General features: G+C 64.0%; 27 protein-coding genes and 2 pseudogenes. 7 read left to right on the top strand and 22 right to left on the bottom strand.

What is annotated here, in order from left to right; all coding sequences use genetic code 11:
• The first annotated feature begins 80 nt into the window (after positions 1-80).
• Together J4G43_RS34765 and atzF are read left to right on the top strand one after the other, a co-directional pair.
• Positions 81-1112: a Tim44 domain-containing protein gene (locus J4G43_RS34765; RefSeq protein ID WP_208087689.1), complete on the top strand. Its 1032-nt coding sequence runs from the start codon at positions 81-83 to the stop codon at positions 1110-1112.
• 169 nt (positions 1113-1281) lie between these two features.
• Positions 1282-2667, top strand: a complete 1386-nt coding sequence (atzF, locus tag J4G43_RS34760) for an allophanate hydrolase (protein ID WP_208087688.1) — start codon at positions 1282-1284, stop codon at positions 2665-2667.
• Between the two features lie 10 nt (positions 2668-2677).
• On the opposite strand, the gene J4G43_RS34755 is transcribed toward atzF, so the two are convergent.
• The 7 genes from J4G43_RS34755 to J4G43_RS34725 form a co-directional block, all read right to left on the bottom strand.
• Positions 2678-3403, bottom strand: coding sequence for a Crp/Fnr family transcriptional regulator (locus J4G43_RS34755; protein WP_208087687.1), 726 nt, complete (start codon positions 3401-3403; stop codon positions 2678-2680).
• 90 nt (positions 3404-3493) lie between these two features.
• The gene (locus tag J4G43_RS34750; RefSeq protein ID WP_208087686.1) at positions 3494-4333 is read right to left on the bottom strand and encodes an ABC transporter ATP-binding protein; all 840 of its coding nucleotides are present in this window, start codon (positions 4331-4333) and stop codon (positions 3494-3496) included.
• Between the two features lie 20 nt (positions 4334-4353).
• A complete protein-coding gene (locus tag J4G43_RS34745; RefSeq protein ID WP_210387382.1) occupies positions 4354-5178 on the bottom strand; it encodes an ABC transporter permease in 825 nt (274 codons plus the stop codon).
• Positions 5179-5192: 14 nt separating this feature from the next.
• The gene (locus J4G43_RS34740) at positions 5193-5723 is read right to left on the bottom strand and encodes an ABC transporter substrate-binding protein (RefSeq protein WP_249814675.1); all 531 of its coding nucleotides are present in this window, start codon (positions 5721-5723) and stop codon (positions 5193-5195) included.
• 106 nt (positions 5724-5829) lie between these two features.
• Complete coding sequence (gene istB, locus J4G43_RS34735; RefSeq protein WP_038952109.1) at positions 5830-6597, bottom strand: IS21-like element IS1631 family helper ATPase IstB; 768 nt, start codon at positions 6595-6597, stop codon at positions 5830-5832.
• A gap of 4 nt (positions 6598-6601) precedes the next feature.
• The gene (gene istA / locus J4G43_RS34730; protein ID WP_100214066.1) at positions 6602-8359 is read right to left on the bottom strand and encodes an IS21-like element IS1631 family transposase; all 1758 of its coding nucleotides are present in this window, start codon (positions 8357-8359) and stop codon (positions 6602-6604) included.
• A 66-nt stretch (positions 8360-8425) separates the two neighbouring features.
• Positions 8426-8899 (bottom strand): ABC transporter substrate-binding protein, encoded by a 474-nt coding sequence (locus tag J4G43_RS34725; RefSeq protein ID WP_225005286.1) that lies wholly within the window; start codon positions 8897-8899, stop codon positions 8426-8428.
• Between the two features lie 323 nt (positions 8900-9222).
• Here J4G43_RS34725 and J4G43_RS34720 point away from each other — a divergent pair.
• Positions 9223-9898 (top strand): annotated as a pseudogene (locus tag J4G43_RS34720) (lectin).
• 200 nt (positions 9899-10098) lie between these two features.
• Positions 10099-10806: a glutathione S-transferase gene (locus J4G43_RS34715; RefSeq protein WP_208087683.1), complete on the top strand. Its 708-nt coding sequence runs from the start codon at positions 10099-10101 to the stop codon at positions 10804-10806.
• Between the two features lie 17 nt (positions 10807-10823).
• On the opposite strand, the gene J4G43_RS34710 is transcribed toward J4G43_RS34715, so the two are convergent.
• The 5 genes and pseudogenes from J4G43_RS34710 to J4G43_RS34690 form a co-directional block, all read right to left on the bottom strand.
• A complete protein-coding gene (locus J4G43_RS34710; protein WP_208087682.1) occupies positions 10824-11498 on the bottom strand; it encodes a methyltransferase family protein in 675 nt (224 codons plus the stop codon).
• Positions 11499-11578: 80 nt separating this feature from the next.
• Positions 11579-12700, bottom strand: a complete 1122-nt coding sequence (locus tag J4G43_RS34705; RefSeq protein ID WP_208087681.1) for a helix-turn-helix transcriptional regulator — start codon at positions 12698-12700, stop codon at positions 11579-11581.
• A gap of 170 nt (positions 12701-12870) precedes the next feature.
• Positions 12871-12966: pseudogene (locus J4G43_RS34700) on the bottom strand (isoprenylcysteine carboxylmethyltransferase family protein); the annotation flags it as partial.
• Between the two features lie 109 nt (positions 12967-13075).
• On the bottom strand, positions 13076-13246 hold the full coding sequence (locus tag J4G43_RS34695; RefSeq protein ID WP_208087680.1) for a hypothetical protein: 171 nt from the start codon (positions 13244-13246) through the stop codon (positions 13076-13078).
• Positions 13247-13507: 261 nt separating this feature from the next.
• Positions 13508-13981: a hypothetical protein gene (locus J4G43_RS34690; RefSeq protein WP_071912253.1), complete on the bottom strand. Its 474-nt coding sequence runs from the start codon at positions 13979-13981 to the stop codon at positions 13508-13510.
• A 246-nt stretch (positions 13982-14227) separates the two neighbouring features.
• On the opposite strand from J4G43_RS34690, the gene J4G43_RS34685 reads away from it, so the two are divergent.
• Positions 14228-15883: a fumarate hydratase gene (locus tag J4G43_RS34685; protein ID WP_208087679.1), complete on the top strand. Its 1656-nt coding sequence runs from the start codon at positions 14228-14230 to the stop codon at positions 15881-15883.
• 43 nt (positions 15884-15926) lie between these two features.
• Here J4G43_RS34685 and J4G43_RS34680 read toward each other — a convergent pair whose 3' ends face one another.
• The 7 genes from J4G43_RS34680 to J4G43_RS34650 form a co-directional block, all read right to left on the bottom strand.
• Positions 15927-16946 carry a DUF3616 domain-containing protein gene (locus J4G43_RS34680; protein WP_208087678.1) on the bottom strand — a complete coding sequence of 340 codons (1020 nt, stop codon included), beginning with the start codon at positions 16944-16946 and terminating at the stop codon, positions 15927-15929.
• 132 nt (positions 16947-17078) lie between these two features.
• A complete protein-coding gene (locus J4G43_RS34675) occupies positions 17079-17999 on the bottom strand; it encodes an SH3 domain-containing protein (RefSeq protein WP_208087677.1) in 921 nt (306 codons plus the stop codon).
• 14 nt (positions 18000-18013) lie between these two features.
• Positions 18014-18310 carry a hypothetical protein gene (locus tag J4G43_RS34670; protein WP_071912259.1) on the bottom strand — a complete coding sequence of 99 codons (297 nt, stop codon included), beginning with the start codon at positions 18308-18310 and terminating at the stop codon, positions 18014-18016.
• 108 nt (positions 18311-18418) lie between these two features.
• A complete protein-coding gene (locus tag J4G43_RS34665) occupies positions 18419-18970 on the bottom strand; it encodes an inner membrane-spanning protein YciB (protein WP_085404236.1) in 552 nt (183 codons plus the stop codon).
• A gap of 14 nt (positions 18971-18984) precedes the next feature.
• A complete protein-coding gene (locus tag J4G43_RS34660; protein ID WP_208087676.1) occupies positions 18985-19560 on the bottom strand; it encodes a hypothetical protein in 576 nt (191 codons plus the stop codon).
• Between the two features lie 76 nt (positions 19561-19636).
• On the bottom strand, positions 19637-19900 hold the full coding sequence (locus tag J4G43_RS34655; protein ID WP_135214613.1) for a hypothetical protein: 264 nt from the start codon (positions 19898-19900) through the stop codon (positions 19637-19639).
• A 73-nt stretch (positions 19901-19973) separates the two neighbouring features.
• The gene (locus J4G43_RS34650) at positions 19974-21371 is read right to left on the bottom strand and encodes a carotenoid oxygenase family protein (protein ID WP_208087675.1); all 1398 of its coding nucleotides are present in this window, start codon (positions 21369-21371) and stop codon (positions 19974-19976) included.
• A gap of 106 nt (positions 21372-21477) precedes the next feature.
• Between J4G43_RS34650 and J4G43_RS34645 the strand changes: the two genes are divergently transcribed.
• Entirely contained in the window at positions 21478-22212 is a 735-nt protein-coding gene (locus J4G43_RS34645; protein ID WP_208087674.1) for a TetR/AcrR family transcriptional regulator, read from the top strand.
• A 21-nt stretch (positions 22213-22233) separates the two neighbouring features.
• Here the strand turns inward: J4G43_RS34645 and J4G43_RS34640 are convergent, their stop codons facing one another.
• The gene (locus J4G43_RS34640) at positions 22234-22839 is read right to left on the bottom strand and encodes a hypothetical protein (RefSeq protein ID WP_208087673.1); all 606 of its coding nucleotides are present in this window, start codon (positions 22837-22839) and stop codon (positions 22234-22236) included.
• 161 nt (positions 22840-23000) lie between these two features.
• Between J4G43_RS34640 and J4G43_RS34635 the strand changes: the two genes are divergently transcribed.
• Complete coding sequence (locus tag J4G43_RS34635) at positions 23001-23558, top strand: SET domain-containing protein (RefSeq protein ID WP_208087672.1); 558 nt, start codon at positions 23001-23003, stop codon at positions 23556-23558.
• A gap of 130 nt (positions 23559-23688) precedes the next feature.
• Here the strand turns inward: J4G43_RS34635 and J4G43_RS34630 are convergent, their stop codons facing one another.
• A complete protein-coding gene (locus J4G43_RS34630; protein WP_208087671.1) occupies positions 23689-24087 on the bottom strand; it encodes a hypothetical protein in 399 nt (132 codons plus the stop codon).
• 38 nt (positions 24088-24125) lie between these two features.
• Positions 24126-24344: a hypothetical protein gene (locus J4G43_RS34625; protein WP_208087670.1), complete on the bottom strand. Its 219-nt coding sequence runs from the start codon at positions 24342-24344 to the stop codon at positions 24126-24128.
• Between the last annotated feature and the right edge of the window lie 135 nt (positions 24345-24479).

Below are 24479 nucleotides of genomic sequence, written 5' to 3'. Positions count from 1 at the left end.
CGCGACTGAGGGCCGCAGCCATAAGTTCCGAAACCGGCTTCACTTTTCGGGAAGTCTGCCCATCTTAGGAGCACGTCCCCATGCCGGGGATTTGGGAAACGCACATGACTTTCTCGCAACGCTCCCGCACTCTCTTCAAGACCCTCGCCGTCATGCTGGCGCTTGCGCTGCCGACTGCGCTGGTGATTTCGTCCGCCGACGCCCGCGTCGGTGGTGGCATGTCGTCGGGTTCGCGCGGTTCGCGCACCTATTCGGCGCCGCCGTCGACCACGACCGCGCCGGGCTCGACCTCGCAGTTCAACCGCACCTATACCCAGCCGGGTGCCGGCATGAATTCGGCTGCCGCCGCACCCGCGCGTGGCGGCCTGTTCGGCCGCGCCGGCGGCTTCATGGGCGGCCTTGCGGCCGGCTTCCTCGGCGCAGGCCTGCTCGGCATGCTGTTCGGCGGCGGCCTGTTCGGTGGCCTCGGCGGCCTGTCGTCAATCATTGGCCTGATCATCCAGATCGCGCTCGTGGTGTTGGTGGTGCGGCTGGCGATGTCCTGGTGGCAGCGCCGCCACTCGCAGCAGGCGGCCTATGCCAATGCTGATGCAGGCAGCGGTCAGGGACCCCAGCCGAACTATCGCAGCGGCCTCGGTGGCGGTAGCGGCGGTGGTGGACTTGGCGGTGGTCTCGGCGGCTTCGGCTTCGGCGGCGCCAACAACGCGCCGCTCGAGATCAAGCCGGATGACTATGAGGCGTTCGAGCGCCTGCTCGGCGATGTCCAGGCCGCCTGGTCGAACGAGGACGTGGCCAAGCTGCACACGCTCGCGACGCCGGAAATGGTCTCCTATTTCGAGCAGGACCTTGGCCAGAACCGCGCGCGCAACGTCGTCAACAAGGTGACCAACGTCAAGCTGTTGCAGGGCGACCTCGCGGAGGCCTGGCGCGAAGGCGAGACCGAATACGCCACGGTGGCGCTGCGCTTCGCCCTCACCGACAAGACGCTGGACCGCAACAGCGGTACGGTTGTCGCCGGCAGCGAGCAGCCGGGCGAGGCGACCGAGATCTGGACCTTTGCCCGGCGTCCGGGCAGCGGCTGGGAATTGTCGGCGATCCAGCAGACCAACTGATCGTACGCAGATTAAAGACAAGGGCGTCGTGCTTCGGCACGGCGCCCTTTTTCTTTGAGCCGCTTATATCCTGATACGGCCGACCATTTTGCGCGAAGCACTTAATTGCTTGTTGCCCGCGCAGAGCTCCCGCAATTTCGCGCCCGCCGGTTAGAGAGGGAGATATTCGGTGAGCCAGTCTGTCGCGCGCTCCAGGACAAATCACGAAACCATTGCCAGGAATTCGTCCCTGCCGCTGGAGGCGATCGAAACGGCGTATGACCGGATCGAGGCCGAGCGCGACCGCAATTGCTGGATCTATCTCCGCCCGCGGGAGGAGGCGCTTGAAGCATGCCGGAAGCTCGTGGCGCGCGCGCGGACAGGCGAAAATCTTCCGCTGCTCGGCATTCCCTTTGGTGTGAAGGACAATATCGATGTCGAGGGAATGCCGACCACTGCCGCATGCCCGGCGTTCAGCTACACGCCCTGGCATTCCGCGCACAGCGTCGAACGCCTCACCGCGGCCGGCGCAATTTGCCTCGGAAAGACCAATCTCGATCAGTTCGCCACAGGCCTGTCCGGCGCGCGTTCGCCCTATGGCCCCTGCGCGTCGGTTGCCGATGCGCGCTATATTGCGGGCGGCTCCAGTTCCGGGTCCGCGGTCGCCGTCGCGGCCGGGCACGTCGCGTTCGCGCTCGGCACCGATACCGGCGGGTCCGGCCGCATACCTGCCGGCTTCAACAACATCGTCGGAATCAAGCCGACCGTTGGGCTGGTGTCATCGCGCGGGCTGGTGCCGAATTGCCCGACGATCGATTGCGTTTCGGTGTTCTGCAATACCGTCAGCGATGGCGAGGCAATCCTCGAAATTATCGAAGGGTTCGATTTCGAAGATCCCTACAGCCGCCTGCCCAGGGCCTTTTCTTTCGCCAGCGGGACGGTGCCATCCTTCCGCTTCGGCCGCATCGCGTCCGCCGATCTCGAATGCTTCGGCATGCCGGAATGCGGCGAGCTCTATGAGCGCGCCTGCGAGCGTTTCACGCAGATCGGAGGAACGGCGATCGAGGTGGACTTCGCGCCGTTCCGCCAGGCCGGCGAGTTGATGTTCAGCGGGCCCTGGGTCGCGGAGCGGCACTCGGCCAGCGCTTCGCTGATGGACATCGATTCCGGCTCCCTGCTTGATGTCACGAGGACCGTGCTGGGCTCGGCCGCCGGCTATTCAGCGATCGATACATTTGGTGCCATTCACCGGCTGCACCGGCTTCGCCGCGACGCCGAGGCGATCTTTGCGGGTATCGATGCGCTGGTGGTCCCGACCGCACCGCGGCCGTTCACGCTGGAGGAGATGGATCGCGATCCGATCACCCTCAACAATCGCCTCGGCTACTACTCGTACTTTGCCAATCTGCTCGATCTCTGCGGCGTGGCGGTTCCGAACGCGACATTGCCGAACGGCATGCCCATGGGCGTGACCCTTCTGGCGCCGGGCTGGCATGATCGCGCGTTGATCGGACTGGCGCGGCGGTTCGAGGCCAGTGCAGGCCGAGCGGCGTTCGAATTGAAGTCTGGTGGCTGACGGACGGAATTTATTCCATCTCTTGCTCGAGCGTCGAAAGATCCAGGATCGAAATAACGGATCTGTCGTACCTGATCACGCCTTCCTCCTGGAGCCGCGCGAGCTGTACTGTCACCCATTGGCGGGTGGATCCGATGAGATTGGCGAGATCGCCGTGGGTAAACGGCATCCCGATGACGACCTCGCCGTCGCGCTTCACGCCGTAGACGTGCGACAGGAAGATCAACAGGCTATGCAGCCGCTCGGTCACCGAGCGCGTCCCGAGCATCTGGGCCATCGCCGAATAGCATCGCGCCTTGAATGCCAGGGCATCGAGCAAGGCGACGGCGATCGCCGGCGATTCCAGCGCAAGCCGCCGCAGCGCCAGTCCCGGCATGAACGTCAACAGGCTGGGTTCGGCCGCAACCGATGACCACATGTGCGGGCCCGTTCCGAATATATCGGGGCCGCCGACGAAGTTGCCGGGAAACCAGTAGGCGAGCGTGACCTCGCGCCCCGACGGCGCCGCATAGTAGCTGCGTATGCGTCCCTCGCTGATCAGGTAGATCCCAGCCTGTGTGTCGCCCTGAGACCAAACCAGTTGGCCGGCTTCCAGGGCCTTCTCGCGTCCGATCGCGCGCAGCCGATTGCAATCAGCCCGGTTGAGACCATCCAGCAAGCCGGGCAGCGGCCTGACGAGATTGTCCGACTCGGCCAGCATCACGCCTGCCGCTATCGCGCTATTCGCCCTGGGCATCGCCGGCTCCACGGTGAGACCCGGCATCGATTATTCAAGAACCATGCCAGCGCGCTGCGGGCTGCTTCGCGATTTCCAAGTTCCGGGGGATCAGCTCGCGTCCGACTGATTGAACGCCCGCAACCCTTCTGCGCGGATGACGTCGAGACAATCCTTCTTGAGGGAAAGATAGGTTGGCTCGACCATGACAGAGCTCGACCGCGGGCGCGGCAGCTTGACCGCGACTTCGCGCAGGATGCGGCCGGGTCCCGCGCTCATGATGAGAACACGGTCGGCCAGCACGATGGCCTCATCTATGTCATGCGTGACGAACACGATCGTCGCCTTGATCCGGTCGCGCAGCTCCAGCAGATTGTCTTGCATCACCGCCCGGGTCTGCGCATCGAGGGCCCCGAAGGGCTCGTCCATCAGCAGCACGCGGGGCTGATTGGCCAACGCTCGCGCGATCGCCACGCGCTGTTGCATGCCCCCGGACAGCGTGTTCGGATAGGCGTCGGCGAAACGCTTGAGACCGACCATCGCGATCAGATCGTCGGCGATGGCATTCGCTTCCATCCTGGACTTCCCAAGCATCCTGGGGCCGTGGGCGATGTTCCTGCGGACAGACTTCCAGGGGAAAAGATGCGGCTGCTGGAACACCATGCCGACATCGGGTCGCGGGCTATAGACACGCGAGCCCTCTACCAGGATGTCGCCCTCAAACGGCACTTCCAGTCCGGCGATCGTATTGAGCACCGTCGACTTGCCACAACCGGAGGGCCCGACGATGCAAACGAACTCGCCAGGCGCCACGTCGAAGGACACGCGATCCACCGCGATGGTCTGCCCGCGGCGGGTGTCAAAAACGATGCTCAGGTCTGAGACTTGAATGGCCGGTTGTTTCCGCGCCGATTCGACGGAGGCTGGCGAACTTGCCAGAGCCAGTTTCATGGTCGATCGAGCTCCAGACATCAACGCCACCAGACAGTACATTCCGCAAGAGCCGAAAACAGCCGGTCGGCAGTGAACGAAATCAACCCGAGCGCTGCGAGCCCGCCCATGACCTGGCCCGTTTGCAAATTCTGCTGCGCAATCTCGATCCTGTAGACGATGCCGGCGAAAGCGCCTGCGAGTTCGGCCGCGACAAGCGTGTAAAACGAGATGCTGACGGCGGTGCGCAACCCGACCACGATGTAGGGAAGCGCGCCCAGCAGCACGATCTCCTGGAGCATCTGCCGCCGGGGCGTGCCGAGCATCAACGCCGCCCGAATCAGGCCGCGGTCGACCTTCTGCACGCCGATGTGGGTCGAAAGCCAAACCGTGAAGAACACGCCCCATACGACGAGGAACAGTTTTCCCGCCTCCGACAGGCCGAACCAGAGGATGACAATCGGCACGAAAGCAATCGGCGGAATTGGCCGCAGGATATGGAATAGCGGGGACAGTAAGCTCGAAACAACAGGGAATTGGCCGGTGAGGATACCGAGCAGGATGCCGAGCGCGCCGCCTAAGATGAACCCCGTGGTGACGCGAAAGAGGCTGGCCAGCAGATCGCCAAGGAACTGCCCGCTTCGTATCCACTCAAGGACCGCCGCAGCTACCACTGTCGGCGGCGGAAACAGCACCATGTTGACGGCCCCGGAACGAGAGACCAGTTCCCAGAGGCCGACGAACAGGGGAAGCGAAAGCGCCCCGATCAGAATATTGAGGCGGCGAAGACGAGCTGAATCCGGCCGCCGACCGCGACCGTCGGTGCGGAGAGCAATTTCTTGTCCTGCTGAAGTGCGGTCCTGCATGGCTGTGCGGGTGCCTATTTCCACGAGAGCGTGACGCGTGCGGGGTCGACCTTCTTCAGCGGCTCGGCGACGACGACCTTGCTGAAGTCGGGCATCACCGCTCCCGGAGGATGGTTGCCGCTCTCGAGGCGCCATGCGGAGTGGGTCTTGAGAATCTCGATCAGCCGGTCGTCGAGACGGACCCGGTAAACATAGTCGGCCCAGATCGGAGCGAGGTCGTCCCGCTTCATGCCGACCGCGTCCGCCACGACCGTGATCGCTTCATCCGGGTGTGCTTTCATCCAGACCTCGGCGTCGATCAGTGAGGCGATGAACTTCTCAACCAGCGCAGGGTTGGCATCCAGATAGGGTCTCGTGACGACGATGTTGAACGTCTCGGAGTAAGTGCCCGTTGTATCGAGCTCAGCGACGGCTTCGCCAAGGGCCTTCTTGGCGTTGGCGATGTGGGGTTCCCAAGTGTCGATCGCGTCGATACTTCCTGCTGCAAGTGCCGGCAGCATCTCCTGCGGCCGCAGGTTGACGAGGGTGACATCCTTGGGAGTCAATCCCGCCGACTTCAGCAAAGTCGCCGTGTAGCCCCGCGGGTCACTTCAAATTCCTCCGGGTGTGGTCAGTCAAATTCCTCCACCCGCGAGGCAGGACAAGGGACTGTTAGTTTGAGTTTGTTTCCCGGGCAAGAGCTTCAGCGGCTTCTTTGAGCCGATAGCTGCGTCCGTCGAACTCAAGCAGATGGCAATGATGCATAAGGCGATCGAGGATCGTCGTGCTCATAGTGTTGTCCCCAAGGTATGCCCCCCAATCCTGCACGACGCGATTGGAGGTGACGATGACGCTGCGGCGCAGTTTGTAACGCTGATGGATCAGGGTCTGCAGCAAAGTGCCGGCGTCGTCGGGGATGGCGCGTGCGAGGAATAGATCGTCCAGCACGAGGAGATCGCAGTCGATGATGGTTCGCAGCCGGACCTCGCGTTGTGCCGGAGAGTTCAGGGCGTAGCGGTGGAAGAAGTCGTCGGTCTCAAGATACTGGACCTTGTGGCTTTGCAGGATCGCCTGATAGGCAATCGCCTTGGCGATGTGCGACTTCCCGGTGCCAGGTTTGCCAACAAGCAGAGCGTTCTCGCCAGCGGCAATGAACGCCAGGGTGTGGAGCTGGAAGCAGGTCTGACGTGGCAGTTTGGGATTGAAGGACCAGTCGAACTCGGCGAGCGTCAGCTTTTCGTCGAGCCCGGATTGCTGGTATCGCCGCTCGATAAGACGGGACTGACGACGGTCCAGTTCATCCTGCAGGATAAGGGAGAAGGTCTCGAGGAAGGGCTGGTTGGCGCCCTGCGCCTGGAGCACGCGCGTCTGCAGCGTGTCGCGGACACCCGACAGGCGCAGCTGTCGTAGGCAACGCTCAATTTCCGGCATGGTCATCATGTGGCTAGGTCTCCAGTTTAAGGTGAGAAGGTGCAGCGGGAGCGCTCGTGGCGCCGGAGTTGGCCGGGGTTGCGCAGGCGACACGAGCGCGGATTGCCGTGGCGTGATCGTCGTGAGCCTCGGCCTGCCGACCATTGTCGTCGGCGTCGCGCCGCACAGCGCGGCTGAAGAGGTCGCCGTATTCCGCGGGGGTACGGATCAGCGGATGATCCTGGGTGAGCGGCGATGCCGGCTGTGGCGTCACTCCAACCTGCTCGATCGCCTGTTCGAACAACCGCTCGACGGTCGCACGCACGTGCTTGTAGCGGTAGATGCGGTTGTCGATGGCGTGCGCGCAGGCCTGCTCGACCAGCCGCGCCGGATACTTCCGGCCCAGCCCGACAATGCCCCACATCGCGCGCTGTCCGGGGCGCCCTTCGGTGTCGAACACCTGCTGGCACAAGGCCCTGGTCTGCGGTCCGATGCGCTCGGCGCTCGCCAGCAGCACGGCGGTTTGCCGCGACGGGTTGAACGGCCGTTCGCTGGTCGGCAGGACGACAGAACCGGGGTGCGCCATCCGGGAATGAACACGCAGCAGCGCACGGGTGTGGCGATCACGGATCTCGATCGTGGTGGTGTAGATGCGCACGACGACCTGGCTGCCGATCGGCGCGGGCCGCGCGGCGTAATAGCTGTTGTCGACGCGTACGGTGGTGTCGTCGCAGACAGTCCGGACGACTTCGGTGAAGATGCGGAAGGGAGCGACAGGCAGCGGCCGCAGGTGCGGCTTCTCTTCCTGGAACATCGCCTCGACCTGACGGCGCGTGCTGCCGTGGATGCGTTTGGAAGCCCAGTTCTCCTCCCAGTGCCTCAAGAACTCGTTTTGCGCCTCCAGCGTCTCGAAGCGCCGTCCGGCCAGCGCAGTGCCCTGGGTATGTTGAATCGCATTCTCGACGCATCCTTTCCGATTTGGATCGGCCACGCGCGCGGGATCGGCGACCACGGCGTAATGAGCCAGCATCGCGCTGTAAATCGGGTTGAGCTGGGGCTCGTACAAATCCGGCTTGAGGACGCCTTCCTTCAGGTTGTCGAGCACGACATAGCTGGGGACCCCGCCAAAATACCGGAACGCCTCTTCGTGGAGCTGCGCCCAGACTTGTTGGCTGGACTTCCAGACTACCCGCCGGAAGCTGCGCCGCGAGTAGCGTAGCGTCATCACGAACAGGCGGGGACGACGGTACCGCCCGCTCTTCGGATCAACCGTCGGCGCGCCCTCGCCATAGTCGACCTGAGCTTCCTCGCCGGGGAGGAACTCAAGACGATCAAACTGCTCAGGATCAGCGTGCCGCAACCGGCGCACAAACCGCTTGACACTCTGGTAGCTGGACGGAAAGCCAAATTGATCAACCAGGTCCTGGTAAATCGCCTGCGCGTTCCGCTTCAGCCGGACCTGTTCTTCGATCCACGTCCGATGCGCTTCGCAAGCCGAACGGGCCAGGCTGCTGGTGACCGTCGCTTCCGATGTCCCAAAAGCCGGTGGTCGGGGTGGAGGAATTTGGCCGTCCGCGCTCACCGAGCCGGTGGTCACTTCCCCGGGGGAATTTGCCTCCGCACCGGCCCGCAGCGCCTGATAACGCCGGATCGTCTTGCGATCGACACCCGTCAGCCGGTGAATCTCGCGCTGGCTGGTGTTGCGATCAAGTAATGTAAGTACGGTGCTTTGCAGATGTCGCTTCAAGACGTTCAACTCCCCGGCCCCTTGCTGGCTAAAGGGGTCGAACATAAACGTCCTGCCTGACCGGCTACTGCTGTTCAGCGGCGCTGACGGCGATCATCAGGTGGGGGAGTTTCAAGTGACCATACCCGGGGGATTTTGACCGACCCACGGGGGTAGACCTCGCTGCCGGTGCCGGCAGTGAATCCGATTCGCTTGCCGCGAAGATCTGCCTTCCCCCTTGGCCGCGACGACCGTCTTGAGGTCGGAATATTCCATGCCGGCGACGAAGGCGATGGGCTGGTTTGCCATCGCCGAAGCGGTGACCGGCGCCTCCGCCGTCGTCGCGATGTCGGCGCCGCCCCCGATCACGGTGTCCAGGCACTGCTTGCCGGACGTGAAGTTCGAGACGGTGATGTCCAGTCCGTTCTTTTCGAAAATCCCCTTCGATTTGGCGACGATCGCAAGGCCGGAGATCGGTCCGAGGTTTTGCGCAAGCCGGGCTTTGAGCAATTCCGCGGCCGAGGCGCGGCCCGGACTGATGGCAAGGCAGCAAAGCGCGGCATAGCCGGCAATTGCCGCGATTGGGCGGACGGTGTTCCAGTGCATGACGATCTCCCCTCGCGCCGCGCCCGGCGGCAGCCCCGATGTGATCGCGGATGCCGCCCTGAACGGCCCCACAGCAGACTCCCGCGTCCTCTCCTGGGCGATCTCTTGAGGATCGGCCCCACGTTGGTATGCTCGCCCGGCACTACGGTCTCGGGAAGCAATTAATCGACATGGTCCTCGGGGCGACCGGTCGTGCGCCGCCGCTCGAGGTGATGCGCGTGCGGCGGATGGCCGCTGGAATAATGTCTGTCGTGACGGGTTCATGTCAGCGGATCAAAGACCGTCCAGCCAGGCGCAATCGCCGGAAAAATCGGGAGGATAGGATGAGCATTCTTGCCAGGGTCATCGTGCCAGCAGGCGCTGCGCTCGCGCTCTTCGCGAGTCCATCGGTGCAGGCGCAGTCAGCCGACATGACCTTCTTTGTGACTTCGAGCGGGCCGGGTAAGGGAGCCGATCTCGGCGGCCTGGAGGGAGCCGATGCGCAGTGCCAGAAGCTGGCGCAGGCCGGCGGTGCCGGTGCCAAGACCTGGCGCGCCTATCTCCCGACGCAGGCTGCTGACGGCAAGCCCGCCGTCAATGCCAAGGACCGCATTGGCAAGGGACCGTGGCAGAATGCCAAGGGTGCGGTGATTGCCAAGGACGTTGCCGACCTGCACGGCGCGGCCAATAACCTCACCAAGCAGACAGCGCTCAGCGAGAAGGGCGAGGTCATCAACGGCGCCGGCGACACGCCGAACCGGCACGATATCCTCACGGGATCGCAACCGGACGGCACCGCTTTTGCCGCGGGCGACGACAAGACCTGCAGGAACTGGACGTCGAGCACGCAGGGCGCGGCGGTCGTCGGCCATGCCGATCGTAAAGGCCTGCGCGACGACGAGCCGTCAAAGTCCTGGAACAGCTCTCACCCCTCGCGCGGTCCTGACGGCGGCTGCTCGCAGGCCGATCTGAAGAGCACCGGCGGCGACGGCCTGCTGTTTTTGTTTCGCGGCGAATTGACTTAGGGCGCGCAGCTCTCTCCCCGCGACATTGCGAGCGTAGCGAAGCAATCCAGACTGTCTCCGCGGAAAGATTCTGGATTGCTTCGCTTGCGCTCGCAACGACGGGGTATGTGGTGCCGCCGTTCCGTCTCGCTCTCACGGAACCTTCGGCCGCATGTTACATTGGTCCGACCGCTTCCACGCTCACGGACCCTTCCCATGAAATACGAGCTCTACTACTGGCCCGAGATCCAGGGCCGCGGCGAATATGTGCGGCTGGCGCTGGAGGAGGCGGGGGCGGCTTATATCGACGTCGCGCGGGGGGCGCGCGGCACCAGCGCCATGATGAAGATGATGGACGCGCATGGCGGCACGCCGCCCTTTGCGCCGCCGTTCCTGAAAGCGGGCAAGCTCGTCATCGGCCAGACCGCCAACATCCTGCTCTATCTCGGCGCCCGTCATGGGCTCGCGCCGAAGGCGGAAGCGGGCAAGCTTTGGGTGCACCAGCTTCAGCTCACCATCACCGACCTCGTGACCGAGATCCACGACACCCATCACCCGGTCGGGCCTTCGATGTACTATGAAGATCAGAAGGCGCCGGCGAAGAAGCGCACGGCCGAGTTTTGGGACGAGCGCGTGCCGAAATATCTCGGCTATTTCGAGGAGCTCATCGCGTGTAATGGCGGTGCCTATGTCACCGGTCGCAGGCTGACTTACGTCGATCTCTCCCTGTTCCAGATCGTCGATGGGCTGCGCTACGCCTTTCCCAAGCGCATGAAGGCGTTTGAGGGAAATATCCCGGGCCTCGTCAGCCTGCACGACCGCATCGCCGCGCGGCCGAACATCAAGGCCTATCTCGAAAGTGAGCGCCGCATTCCCTTCAACGAGCAAGGCATTTTCCGGCGCTACAAGGAATTGGACAATTAGCTGGTCCGGATAGCGGCTCACCACACGCCGGGTAGCAGGCGATAGCGCACGCGCGTCATATAGTTGGAATAGCCCGGCAGGCCCTCGCGCAGCGTGCGCTCCTCGATGCCGATGCGGACAGCAAACAAAACGACGATGACCGGCGCCATCGCGAGGCCCCACCACGAGCCCAGCAGCAGCGGCACGCCGGCGAAGAACAGGATCATGCCGCTGTACATGGGATGGCGCACATGCGCGTAAGGCCCCGTCGAGACCACGCGCTGTGCGCGTTCGGCCTGGAGCTTCACCACGGGCGCGGCGAACGAGTTTTCGCGGAACACCCACAGGATGAACAGCGTCGAGAGGACGAACAGCACCAGACCGAGCGCCTGCAACGCAACCGGCATGTCGGAGGATTGCGTGCGCCGGTCGAGCCCCATCGCGGCCAGCCAGGCCAGCATCGCAATGACGAAGACGATCATGAAGGCCTTGTCGGCGGCAGGCTGGTCCCTTTGCAGGACCGGCCGCAGACGTTCGGCGAGCAGCGCCGGATCGACCCGATAAAGCCACCAGCCGCAGAGCGGGCCGAGCAGGGCGCAGGTGGCGAGGAACACCCAGGCCGAAGGCCAATGCATCGTCCCGGCGCAAGCGAACAGCAGCGCGCCCATGCCGGCGGTGGTGATCGTGTTCTGCAACAGCAGTTTTGCGATCATGTTCGATCTGATTCCGTCACACGCCGGCGCATTGATAGCATTCTTCGGGTAAACATGCGTCCGGTGCGACAGGGTTGGCTTCAGATCTTGATGGGCGATGTAAAGGCCGCCAGGAGCCGAACCAGATCCGCCTGTCGTTTGGTTCCGGTCTTCGTGAAGATCCTGGTGAGATGGGTCTTGATCGTCGTTTCGGCGATGCCCATGCTTCTGGCCACGTCAGGAACCCCGCCGATTTCGACGATGGCCAGGAAGACGCGCAGCTCGGCTGGTGTCAGCTTGAAGAGCTTCCGGATGATGTCGGGCGCGACGATCGTCTCGAGCGCTGCCTTGCTGACGAACGGGACGGCGCAGGCCTCATAGCTGGCCCCGAACATTTGCCGGCGTCCAGCGGTGAGCGGCAGGAGATTCCCGACATAATGCGAACCGTTGCGGGCCGTCAGATGCAGCGAGATGCTCGCGCCCGTCATCGACCGGTCGCCGAGTGCCGTGCCCGCCAGTGCCTGCCGCAGCATCCGATCGGCATTCAGGTCCGACGTCACGAGCCGGCCATGGACCGAACGAAGGACGTCGGCCTCGTCCAAAATCTCTCGCGCGCTCGCATTGGCGTGCGTGATATGACCGTCGGCATCGAGCAGCAGAACGGCGGTGCGCAGAGAGTCGAGCGTGCGGACCGACGTCGTCTCCAATGCATTCTGCTGCTGCAACTTCTGTCTGACGAGCATGGCCCTTTGCATGTGCGGCGTCAGGTGAGAGATCGTCTGATACATCCTGCGATCGACAGGCTCGCCGCCCTTCATGATCGAGAGGCGGGATATTCCCTCGGCAGACTTGCCGAGCAGGATGTTGGCGGCGTCCTCGAGACCCTGCGGCTGCGCCCATTCGTTGTAGAATGTGGTCGTCCGGAATTCGTCGACGTCGATCCAGTCCCTGATCGTCTGGATTTGGCCGACCGCGGCGTGGAGCACGCTGCGCGACGGATCGAATGGCTCGTAGGTTTCAATGTAGGACTGAACATAGGCGGGTTCGACACCGACGGCATGCGAGATCACGGCCTCGCCGGCTGCCCCGATCCAGACCAGACCACCGCTCTGGCCGCCCGCCATGTCGACGATGCTGCCAAGTGTCGCCGCCCATCGGGAATCGTCGAGCGCTGCATCGTAGATGTCCGTCACCAGCGAGAGCAGCTTTTCATTCAGTTCCATAGGCGTGTCCATGAACGGATGGATGGGCTCGTTCAGCCTCACAGATGAGCACGCCGGATGTGGAAATTTGATGAGCCGGATCACACTTGAAGACGCTCTCGCAGCCCTGGCGGGCGCTGAGCGAGATGCCGGGAGGAACGGGCCGGACGGAAGTGGCGCGGGAACAGTTAGGCCGAAGGCCAGTGCATCGTTCCGGCGCAAGCGAACAGCAGCGCGCCCATGGCCGCGGCGGTGATCGTGTTCTGCAACAGCAATTTTGCGATCATGCGCAGGTCAGCCGCGCACGATGTTGGTCCCGCTATCCGGCGAAGATGCGGCTGGACACGCGAAAAGCCCGATCGACCGGATCGGGCGTTTCATCTTTGACCGGCCTGATCAGGGGAGCTGATCGATCCGCGTGCCCTGACCCGGCGGCAGCGGCGCGGGCGGCGGCGGCTTGTAGGTCGGGTCGTTGTCCTTGGTCTTCTGGTCGTCCTGCTGCTTGGTCGCGTCGTAGCTCGGCACCACGATCGCGATCGGCGGCGGCGCAACGGTAGAGACGCTCATCCACAAATCCTCACACATGGAAACAATCGACCTTGCGCTGCGAGGAGCGAAGCTTCCGTCAAGCCAATCGTTAAAATGCGAGGGAGTTGGTGCGGTGGGATGTGCCTTTTTTGTGCCTCCTTGCGCTGTACGAGGGAGCGGACGAACCGCTCCTCGTCATCGCGAGCTCAGCGAAGCAATCCAGGACTGTCACCGCGGAGGGATTCTGGATTGCTTCGCGGAGCTCGCAATGACGGAGCGTGTGGAAAGAGCGAGTGCCGTCTACTCGTCCTTGCCGCGCGTGATCGCGATGGACGCATCCGTCTTGGTACGGGTGCATTCCATGTTGAGCCGGCGGTAGCGCATGACGACCTTGTCGCCGCGCAACAGTCCCATCCGCTTCAGGCAGCGTGTCGCGCCCGTCGTGGTGTCGTCCTTCGTGACGGTGAAGACGATCGCCGCCATCGACCCCACCAGTGAAAAGAACTCCGGTGTCGGCTTGCGATCGCCCTTGGCATAGAGCTCGATGGAATATTTGTCGCCGCGGCAACCCACGGACAGCTCCTTGGCCGCGGGGTGCGAGAGGTAGACGATGTTGGCGGCCCGGAAATTCACCTTGAGGCGCTCGACCTGGTTCGTCAGCTCCTTGGCGCTGTCATCGCAGCGATCCGCGCGGGCAGGGGAGGCGAGGGTCACAAGGCCGGTGATGGCGGCGGCGACCAGGATCGCGCCGCGGACGTTCAGTTTGAAAATCATGATGAAAAGCCCCTTAGGCCGCGCATTCAACCTTCGTCGCGCGCCGAGCGCAAGGGGTGCACCCAGAGCCTGCCGGGAACGGTCGTCGCCACCTTGCGTCCGGCCGACGGCAACCAAAAAGGGCCGTCGTGACGCCGAATCGGGATGCCTCGGCCGCGCCAGAACGCCTTCCATTCGCGGCAAAAAAGCTTAGAACGCTTCTACGCTTAGAGGCCCGCGAGGGCTCCAAAACCCCGAGATTTGCCCATGAACGCTCCCACCGCCTTCCCCGATCCCGCAAAACCCGTTCCGCCCTACAAGCACACCCCGCTGTTCCCGCTTGGCAAGGACGAGACGCCCTACAAGAAGATCACGGCCGAGGGTATCAGGGTCGAGAAGGTCCTGGGGAAGGACATGCTGGTGGTGTCGCGCGAGGCGCTGCGGGCGCTGTCGGAGGCGGCCTTCGGCGACATCAACCACTATCTGCGCCCCGGCCATCTGAAGCAGCTCCGCGCGATCCTGGAGGACGGCGAGGCGAGCCCCAACGACAAGTTCGTCGCGCTCGACTTCCTGAAGAATGCCAACATCGCGGCCGGCGGCGTGCTGCCGATGTGCCAGGACACCGGCACTGCGATCATCATGGGCAAGAAGGGCTGCAACGTCATCACCGACGGTGACGACGAGGCGGCGCTGTCGGAAGGCGCGCGCGACGCTTACCTGCGCCGCAATCTGCGCTACTCGCAGGTCGCGCCCTTGTCGATGTACGAGGAGAAGAACACCGCCAACAACATGCCGGCACAGTGCGAGATCTACGCTGAGGGCGACGACGCCTACAAGTTCATGTTCATGGCGAAGGGCGGCGGCTCTGCCAACAAGAGCTTTCTGTTCCAGGCCACGCCCTCGGTGCTGACCAAGGACCGGCTGCTCGCCTTCCTGAAGGAGAAGATCCTGACGCTGGGCACCGCGGCGTGCCCGCCCTATCACCTCGCCATCGTGATCGGCGGCACCTCGGCCGAGCTGTGCATGAAGACGGTGAAGCTCGCCTCCGTCCGCTATCTCGACGCGCTGCCGACCCACGGCTCGCCCGACGGCAACGCCTTCCGCGACGTCGAGATGGAGCAGGAAATCCACAAGATGACGCAGTCGCTCGGCGTCGGCGCGCAGTTCGGTGGAAAGTATTTCTGCCACGACGTGCGCGTGATCCGCATGCCGCGCCACGGCGCCTCGCTGCCGATCGGGCTCGGCGTGTCCTGCTCGGCCGACCGGCAGGTGCTCGGCAAGATCACCAGGGATGGCGTCTATCTCGAAGAGCTTGAGCACAACCCCGCGCAATATCTGCCGCAGGTCGAGCAGTCGCTCGGCGGCGAGGTCGTCAAGATCGACCTCAACCAGCCGATGAAGGATATCCTGGCGACGTTCTCGAAGTACCCGACCAAGACGCGGGTCTCGATGACCGGCACCATGATCGTCGCGCGTGACTCCGCGCATGCCAAACTGCGCGAGCGCCTCGAGAGGGGCGAGCCGCTGCCGGACTATTTCAAGAACCATCCGGTCTACTACGCCGGTCCTGCCAAGACGCCCGAGGGCTACGCCTCCGGCGCGTTCGGCCCGACCACCGCGGGCCGCATGGATTCCTTCGTCGACCAGTTCCAGGCCGCCGGCGGTTCGATGGTGATGGTGGCGAAGGGCAACCGGGCGCCTGCCGTGCGCGAGGCCTGCAAGAAGTATGGCGGCTTCTATCTCGGCTCGATCGGCGGTGCGGCTGCGAACCTCGCCGAGCACTGCATCAAGAAGGTCGAGGTGCTCGAATATCCCGAGCTCGGCATGGAAGCGATCTGGCGCATCGAAGTCGTCGACTTCCCGGCGTTCATCATCATCGACGACAAGGGGAACGACTTCTTCAAGGAATTGAATCTGGGCTAGCGCTCCGCGCAGTTGAACGGCGGTCCGCCGCTGATGGTGCGCTTTAGCGCGGCACCAGATACTGCGTCGGCGCGCCATTTTCGGGCCCATCGAACATTACGAGCACGCGCCATGGCTCGCCGCTGATGTCGCTGAGCACCAGCAGGGTCTCTGCCTTGGCGGTGCTGTCGGCGACGCTGAGCGTGTGGGTCGGTCCAAGCTTGCCGCTGCTGGTATCGTAGAAGACGACGGCGGGCGCGATCTGCTGTTCGTTGACCGGCCCAGTCAGGAGAAGCAAGCCGCCTGACACGGCGGCGATGTCCCTGATACCGGTCGTTGTGCCAAGCGGCAGCGGAGGGTCGATGAGCTTGGCCTTGAGCGGCATGTTCTCGGTGAAGACGGCCTTTGCGTCGACCGTGAGAACATACGCATTGCCGCCTTTGGACGGACCACGGAAACCAAGATACATTAGGTCCCCTTTGACCGCGATGCCCTCGATGTTGGCGCCGTTGTCTCCGAGAGGCTTGTCGTAATCCGCGGGCAGTGCGTCCTTGATTGCACCGCGCAGGCGCGTCACGGATGCTTCGACGCCGATCACCTCGTCCGCGGAGATCGGGAAGGGTGGCTCTCCAGTGAGCTTGTCGACGGGAAAGCGAAAGAGGTGATAGCTCGTCGGATTGCTGTCGTCGGGATGATGACGTTTGCGGCCGTGCGATCCGACCACGTAGAAATAACCGTCATCGTAAGCGGTGCCCTCGGCATCCGGATCGCCGCTGGCCTGATCGCTCAGCAGGCGGATTACCTTGCCGGGATTGATCGTCGTGCCTTCGATCGCAAAGAACTGCGCGTATTTCTTTTCGTCGTTGACGACGAGGCAGGATTTGAGGGGCGGGGATGTGGTCGCGCACGCCGCTCCGCTGATGTTGGTGCGGGCATCCGCGCTCTTCTTGAACGGCTCGCTCAGTTGCCACGCCGGTGACTGCGGCTCGAGCATATCGGCACTCGCCGGCGCTGCTCCAGCAAGCGCGGCCACGGCGGAGGTCAGGAACAGGTGGATGCGATTGCGAGCGGGGAGGGAGACCATGCAAATTCCCCTTCTGCTGCAAGTGTGTTGAGATCAATAAAAATCTTTAGTTGTATGCTGTATCCTGCTCGTGAAGCCGGCTGTGGTCAACGACCTGAGCGCCTTGGCCCCGTGGCCAATGACCGCAGCCCGTTAGCTGCAATTCGTAACCTGGTTCGAGCACAGCGAGCGCCACCAGCCGCGGACGCCGTCCTGGCTCTCGACGAGGCCCCAAAGTCCGCTGCAGGCAAAGATGCGCTTCGGGCCGCCGTCGGTGTCGATTGGGCCTCCGAGCTCGCGCTGGGCCGGCATCCATTTCGCATCGACGAACGGCGCCTGGAAAAGTCCGCCCATGCGCGTCGCGCCATTGGCGTAGGACGCGCCGACCTTGTTGGACGCGACCCAGCCGCGCCCCGCATAGGGTTTTGGCGCGCTGCGCGGATATCTCTTGTCGTCCTCGTAGTCCTTGCCCGGCGGTTTTGCGCCTTCGATCAGAAACCAGCCATCCTTGAAGCCGATGATGCGGAATTCGGTGAGCCAGCCGCCGTCGGGCGTGTTCTCGGCACCGCCAAGCTTCAGACGATAGGGCGGCGGCAGCGTGCCGAGCACGCGCGCTTTCGCCGAGGGCTCGGCGCGCACGTTGAGGCCATCAGGATCCTTGTCGATGGACCAGGCGCCGAGATCACACGGCTCGGTCCCATCGGGCAGCGTTGCGCGCCTGGCGGCGAGATCGGCGTGGAGCTTTGCGAAATCGGTATCGTCGTTATCAGGATCCGGCGCGCTGCGCGGCTTCAGCTCGGCCGAGACCGCGCGCGTCGCATCCGGCGTCAGCGTGACGACGAGGGCCTGGCGCGCAGCGAACACGCTTGCCGGTGTCTTCGGATCGTTCGACGAGGCCGGATAGACGGCGAGGGTGCCGGTCGATCCTTCGGTCCGGTAGGCCGTGCCGGTGACATAGCCCGCCGGCACCATGGCGAGCGCGCTTGCGCGCCACGCCGGTTCGGTGTCATCCGCGCGCGCCGCTTGCGTCGCGACACACAGGATCGTTGCCGCGATGAGACGGAGCACGCGCACGGTTCGCAACGTGCCTACGCGCGCGCGCCCGTGAACGGAAAGCTGCCCATCGGGCCGATGCCCATCTCGCCGCTCATGCTGTCGCCAGAGACCGTTCCGATGAACTCGAGCGTCAACGGCATCGGATTGGTGATCGAGACTTTCCAGTTGACGGCGTCGCCGCTGATGGTGCCGTCGAAGATCTCGGCCGAATTGCCGTCGGCGCCCTGCGTTCCGGTCAGTGTGCCGCCGGAGTTCAGCAAGGTCAGCGTGGCCTTGCGCTCGCCCATGGGCGTCGTCATGGTCAGAGTCCAGTTGCCGTCCACGGCCATTCGTGTCTCCCAACTTTTTCCCGGCACCTCGCGACAATCCGCAAGGTGAGCCAGGGACGCCTATAGCCTAACTCGGGGGACGTGCCTAACGCTCTCTTTGACGCGCCCTTAAGCGCGGGCTGCGCGAATACGGCTGCCGATGAGCAGGCGGAAGGCCACGTACTGGATCGCGAACGCAACGATCTTCGCGCCGATCAGGACCACCGAAATATAGAAGGCCCACAACTTCATGTCGCCGGTCATGGCAACCGCAACGGTCCCCGCGGCGAGCGCAAACATCAGCGCGGCCCAGGCGTAGCCCGCGACGGTAACGTATTCCGGAATGGTCTCGGTCACGATCGCCGGCAGATAGCGCAGCATCCAGCCGCGCTTGAGCATGATGATGCCGATCGCGACATGCCCGATCGCGGGCTTCGCCAGCACGAAGCGCGGATCGTGGGTGAGCAGCGTTGCGCCACCGAGCACGATGACGAGGCCGAGGCTCGCCCAGGTCATGTAGCCCAGCGTCTGGCCCTTGACCCGCGACCAGACCACCTGGCCGATGGCGCCAAGGATCGCGACTGCGGTCGCGAGGATGACGTTGTCGGTCACGAGATAGATTACCAGGAAGACGATGGTGGAGAGGAAATCAGAGACGAGCCGGCGGAATACGTCTTTCATCGTCTGTCCTGTCTTCAATGGGGGTGGGGCAGCGCGGCGGCGGGCGCAGCATATTTGATCTGGCGATACTCGGGATACCATTTTGTGAAGTAGATCGCGCTATTGCGGGCGGCGAAGGCGACCGCAAGGCCCGACCAGAGCGGCAGGCCGGGGACGTAGAGCAGCGCGATGTTGGCGGCCATCATCAACAGCGCGGCGGCGGTCCAGGCGCCGGTGATGACGTAGTTGGCGGTGAGGAAGCCGGGCATCGCCGCCGTCTCGGCCGGGACCGTTTCAACCGCATATTGCAGCGTGAACGGGTGGCGGACCAGCATCGAGCCGAGCGAGATGACGAGGATGCCGATATCGACCGACAGCTTGACGCCCAGCGTGCCGAGCTTCGGGTCGATCAGCGCGAGGTAGAGGCCGATTGCGGCGAATACGATCGCCGAGCCCATCGCCAGGATCTTCACGGAGCGGCCGCGCGCGACATCGACCGTGATGGTGGCGAGGCAGATCGCAGACGCGGCGAACACGCTGATCGTGGCCGACGTCACCAGCATCAGGAAAGTGTAGGCGCCGTAGGGCGCGAGGATCAGGAAAATCGCCATGAGCCGCCTCGGTCTGGCCAATCTTTACGTTGTAAAGATAAGTAAATCAGGAGCGATACCGGGTCAAGCGAAATCTTTACAGTGTCAAAATAACGTAGGTGACTTCCAAAAAATGAAGTGCTGCAATGGCTTGGTCGGACGCCTCGTCGGCGAATTCCGCCCAGGGCAGGCGTGACAGGATCGGCAGCGCGGCGGCGAGCAGGAGGCCGACCGAGAGCAAGATGCCGCCGTTGAAGATGACATGGCCGCTCCGTCGCAGCCGGATCATCCGGAGTGCGAGCGCGGCGCAGGCCAAGGCGAGGACGGCAAGGCAATCTGTGGTGATCGAGGGCATGTGCAGGCCTCTTTGGTGACATCCGCGATGTCATTCCGGGCTCGCGACGTCGTCGCGCCCCGGAATGACGAGGCGAGAGTTACTGCGCACCCACCCAATTGCCGTGAAAGCCGTCGGGCACGCGGTGGCCGAGCTGCACCAGCGCAACGGGACCGGCTTCGACATCGGTGGCGTTGAACACGGCGAGGTCGCTGCGGTTCTCCCGCGCGCGCCAGACCACCGCCAACAGCCAGCCGTCGCCTTCCGCTGCATCCGTCGCGCGCTCGACGAACACCGGCTCGGAGATGGTATCGCCGGCCGGCAGCAGATAATGACCGAGCCGTCTGCCGTTGCCGTCGACATGGACGATGCCCGACAGCGCGCCGAACATCGGCAGCCGCGGATTGGCGCAGGCGTACCAGCCGTGATGGCTTTTCAATCCCGCGCGGCGGTCGTCGATGCGGGGGAATTCGCCCGTGAGATCGTCGAGGTAGGTCTGCTGGAAGCGGTCGGTCTTCCCTGAGAGATCGAACGTCCAGCGGCAATGGCGGGCGCGTGATTTCTCCGGATCCGTCGGTCGGCCATCGGGATGCGGAAACAGTGGCGCTTCCTCGAACTGCATGACGTCGGCGATGATGTGGTTGCCGTCCTCCCACGCATTCATGATGTGGAAGACGTAGCAGGCTTCACCGCGAAACCAGACGATGTCCTTGGCCGTGCCGTTGCGCTTCATCACGCCGACATAGGCGCCCTTGTCCGGCTCCCAGGCATAAGGCGGCCGTCCGCTCATCGCGCGCTCCATGCTGCCGGTGATCGGGAGGATCGGAAACAGCGCGTGGTTCTCGGTGACGATGAAGTCGTGCACCATGCTGGCATAGGGCGCCTCGAAACGTTCGAAGCGCGTCGCCTTGCCTGTTACGTCGATCGATCCGTAGGAGAGGGCAGGGGTCAGCGGACCCGCGGCGTTGTAGCCGAAGAACACGAGTTCGCCGGTGACCGGGTCGACCTTCGGATGCGCCGTGAAGCTGCCGGCGACGCGACCCTGATAATTGTGATAGCCGCGCGTTGCCAGCGTGCCCGGCTCGATCTCGGTCGGCAGATGCGCTTCTTCCAGCGCCAAGAGCTTGCCGGCATGAAAGATGATGTTGGTGTTGGCGACGCCGCCGTCGGTGAGGTTTGGCGGCGCATCCGGCAGCTTGCGGCCGAAGCCGCCGAACAGCGCGCGGCCTGCATCGTGCTCGGCCAGCCATTTCGGCGTGCGGACCCAGCGGTTGCGATAGCTGGCACGGCCGTTCTCGAGGTGGAAGGCGTGCAGCATGCCGTCGCCGACGAACCAGTGCGCACCGGGCGCATCGAACTGCGGATTGGGACCGTTGCGATAGAGCACGCCATTCAGATCGCGCGGCAATTCCCCGACGATTTTGAGGAATGGCGCATCGGCTTCGAATGGAATTGGACCGAGGTTATGGCGGCGCTCGGTGACGGCGTCGTGCTGCACGGCGTATCCCTCCCTATCTTTACATCGTAAAGATCGAATAATGCCGATCGCCGCATTCGTCAAGTGAAATCTTTACACTGTCAATATTGCGTCATATAGCTTGCAAATGGCCAAAAGCGACACCACGAGCGAAACAGCGCGCAAGCCGCGTACCCCGCGCAAGACATCGTCGGCCGCGAGCGCGCAGGCGCGTTCCGCACGCCGTCCGGCAGTAGCGAAGACGGAGACGCCGTATCATCACGGCGCCCTGCGCGAGGCGCTGCTCCAGGCCGCCGAACGGGTGCTGGAGCGCGACGGGCTCTCCGGCCTGACCTTGCGGGCGGTGGCGCGGGAGGCGGGCGTCTCGCATGCCGCGCCGACCCATCATTTCGGCGATCTCACCGGCCTGCTCAGCGAGCTCGCGGCCGTCGGCTTCCGCCAGTTCAACGCGGCGATGGCCTCGTCCTGCGACGCCGCCACCACGCCGCTGGAGCGCGCGCTGGCGCGGCCGAAGGCCTATGTCGCATATGCGCAGGCCCATCCGGGCATGTACGGCATCATGTTCCGCACCGAACGGCTGGACTATTCCAGGCCCTCGCTGCACGAGGCGGCCGAGGCCTCCTTCGCCGGCCTTGCCAATGCCATCGGCATGATGCGGCAGGAGCAGATCAGCGGCGACGCACTGACGCTGAACCAGGGCGCCGCGATCGCGCGCGCCTGGTCGATGGTGCACGGCTTCACCATGCTGCTGCTCGACGGCCGTCTCGAGGACATTTTGGGGCGGCTGCCCGAGGGGACGACGACCGAACAGTTGCTCGAGGCGATGCTGACGGCGCCCATCACGGCGAAGCTGCCGGCATAGCGCCTTCGGGCGGGCGCTGCCCTAGCGCATCGTCGCGAGTTCGACCGCGCGTCCACGCGTGCCGACAATCTTCACCTCGTCCTTGCCGCAGGTGAAGCTGCGGGCGAAATCGTCGGCCGCCTTGCGCGCAAGCTCATTGGCGGTGGGGTTGGCGATGGCATCGACATAGGCGACGTGGCAGACCGGCCCCGGCGGCAGCCGCGTCACGACGAGCATGGCCTTGGTGTTCGGCCGTCCCTGCTTGTCGGGATCGGTGCCATCGGCGATGTGCCAGCGCTGGATCATGGCAATCGGCTTGGTGCCCGCGCTACGCCATTCGACGGTGGCCTCCGACGAATTGAATGGCGCGAACCAGACCTTTGCCGCCGGTTCCTCCGCTGCGGCCTTGCGGTTGCGGCCGACCGAGACGATTTCGCGCAGATCATCCTCGGCGATCAGCACGATCAGGCCGTTTTTTCCCGGGCAGACCCGTGTGGTGCTGCCGTCGAGCTCGCTGGGCTTGCCGATCTGGCGGCAGTCTTTTGGCGCCGTGGAGGAATAGGTGCTGCCCATGGATTGGGCGGCGACGTGACCCGCGCTCAGGCAAGTCGGCAGCACGGTCAGACAAAGGAACGCGATACGCCTCATGACGACGCCTTATACAGAGGGAACTCCCTCCATCAGACGTCTTCATTGTGGGCAAGGTTCAAACAGAGGCGGGATGTACCTGACAGCGGCGCGGAATCGTTCTAGAAGGGCGCCTTCCGCTGCGCCTACCGCGCTTCGTCCGCGACATATCTCATTCGATCATGCCAGCCATCGCTTCCAGCAAATCCTATCGCGTCGGCCGTTCCAAGACCGGACTTGGCCTCTTCGCCACCATGCCGATCAAGAAGGGGACCCGGATCATCCGTTATTTCGGACCGATCCTGGACTCCAGAATTCCCGCGCATGACGAGATCGAGAACAAATATCTGTTCGAGCTCAACAACCGCTGGACCATCGACGGGTCGGTGCGCAAGAACCTCGCCCGCTACATCAACCATTCCTGCCGCCCCAACGCCGAGTCCGACGTCCGGCCGCGCGAGCGCAAGGTCTTCATCCGCGCCATCAGGAACATCGAGCCGGGCGACGAGATCAACTACGATTACGGCACCGACTACTTCAAAGCCTATCTCAAGCCGATCGGCTGCAAATGCCCTTCCTGCGAGGCCAAGCGCAAGAAGCTGCGCGCCGAGGCCCGCGCCGAACGCACCAAGGTGAAGGCGCGCACGGAAGCCAAGGCCAAGAAGGCGGGCGCGAAGGCCGGCAAGAAGAAGCTCAACGGCCATGCCGTTGGCAAGAAGAACGGTCGCGCGGGGGCATAGCCATTAGCCGCGGTGTCATGCCCCGCGAAAGCGGGGCATCCAGTACGCCGCAGCCCATCCGCATCCGTCTACTGTCTCGGAATACTGGGTCGCCCGGTCGAACCGGGCGACGACAGCGAGTGACGTGGTCTCACGCCGCCACCACACTCCCGCTCTTCCGCAATCCCACATATTGCAGCTCGGCAAACACGCCGGTCGCAACCGCCTGCGCGACGACCATGAGCTCGCCGCTGATGTTCGGCGACACCGCGCCCGAGAACAGCAGCGCGATGCTGCCGACCGTCCAGGCCGCGTTGCCGACCACGACCAGCAGCACGAGCGGCCTCGCCACGGAGCCACGCGAGGCAAGCCAGCCGACCAGCGCGGTGTAGGCGATCAGGAACAGGCCGGTTTCGCGCAGCAGCGCTTCAGGCAGGTTGAACAGCGATGCGAACGCGCCGGCGCCGAAGGTGAAGCCGAGGGCGGCGACGCCGCTGAAGATGGCGTCGGCGAGAAGCGCGCGGCGCAGGAAGGTGGATGTGTCGATCATCGTGGTCTCCATGTTTGGGTTGGGCTTGGGGGGTGAATTCAGTGCCGTCCGCGCCACCAGGCGCGGAGCAGGAACGGGCAGAGGCTCTTGCCGACGCCGTGCTCGAAGGCTGTGACCTGCGCGACGACATAGTCGCCGGTCGAATGCACCAGCGGCTCGGGCATGTTGAGGCTGCGTGCCAGCATGCGGGTCGCGAGCGTCACGGCCCAGGGAACAAGGTGGTCTGCGATGGTCCGGTAGAGCAGCAGCGCGATCATGGTCATCTCCTGTTGCGACCGAAGATGCGCCGTGGCGGGGACCAATTCGATTACCTCGCGGGTAAAAAATACGCCCGTTCGCGACAGTCCTAAGGTGTTCGATGCTGTTCGCGAGGCGCGCGCAGGCTGGTCACC

Source organism: Bradyrhizobium barranii subsp. barranii, from assembly GCF_017565645.3.
GTDB lineage: Bacteria > Pseudomonadota > Alphaproteobacteria > Rhizobiales > Xanthobacteraceae > Bradyrhizobium > Bradyrhizobium barranii.
The sequence above is the reverse complement of the archived record's forward strand: the minus strand, read 5'-3'. Positions and strand labels throughout refer to the sequence as shown.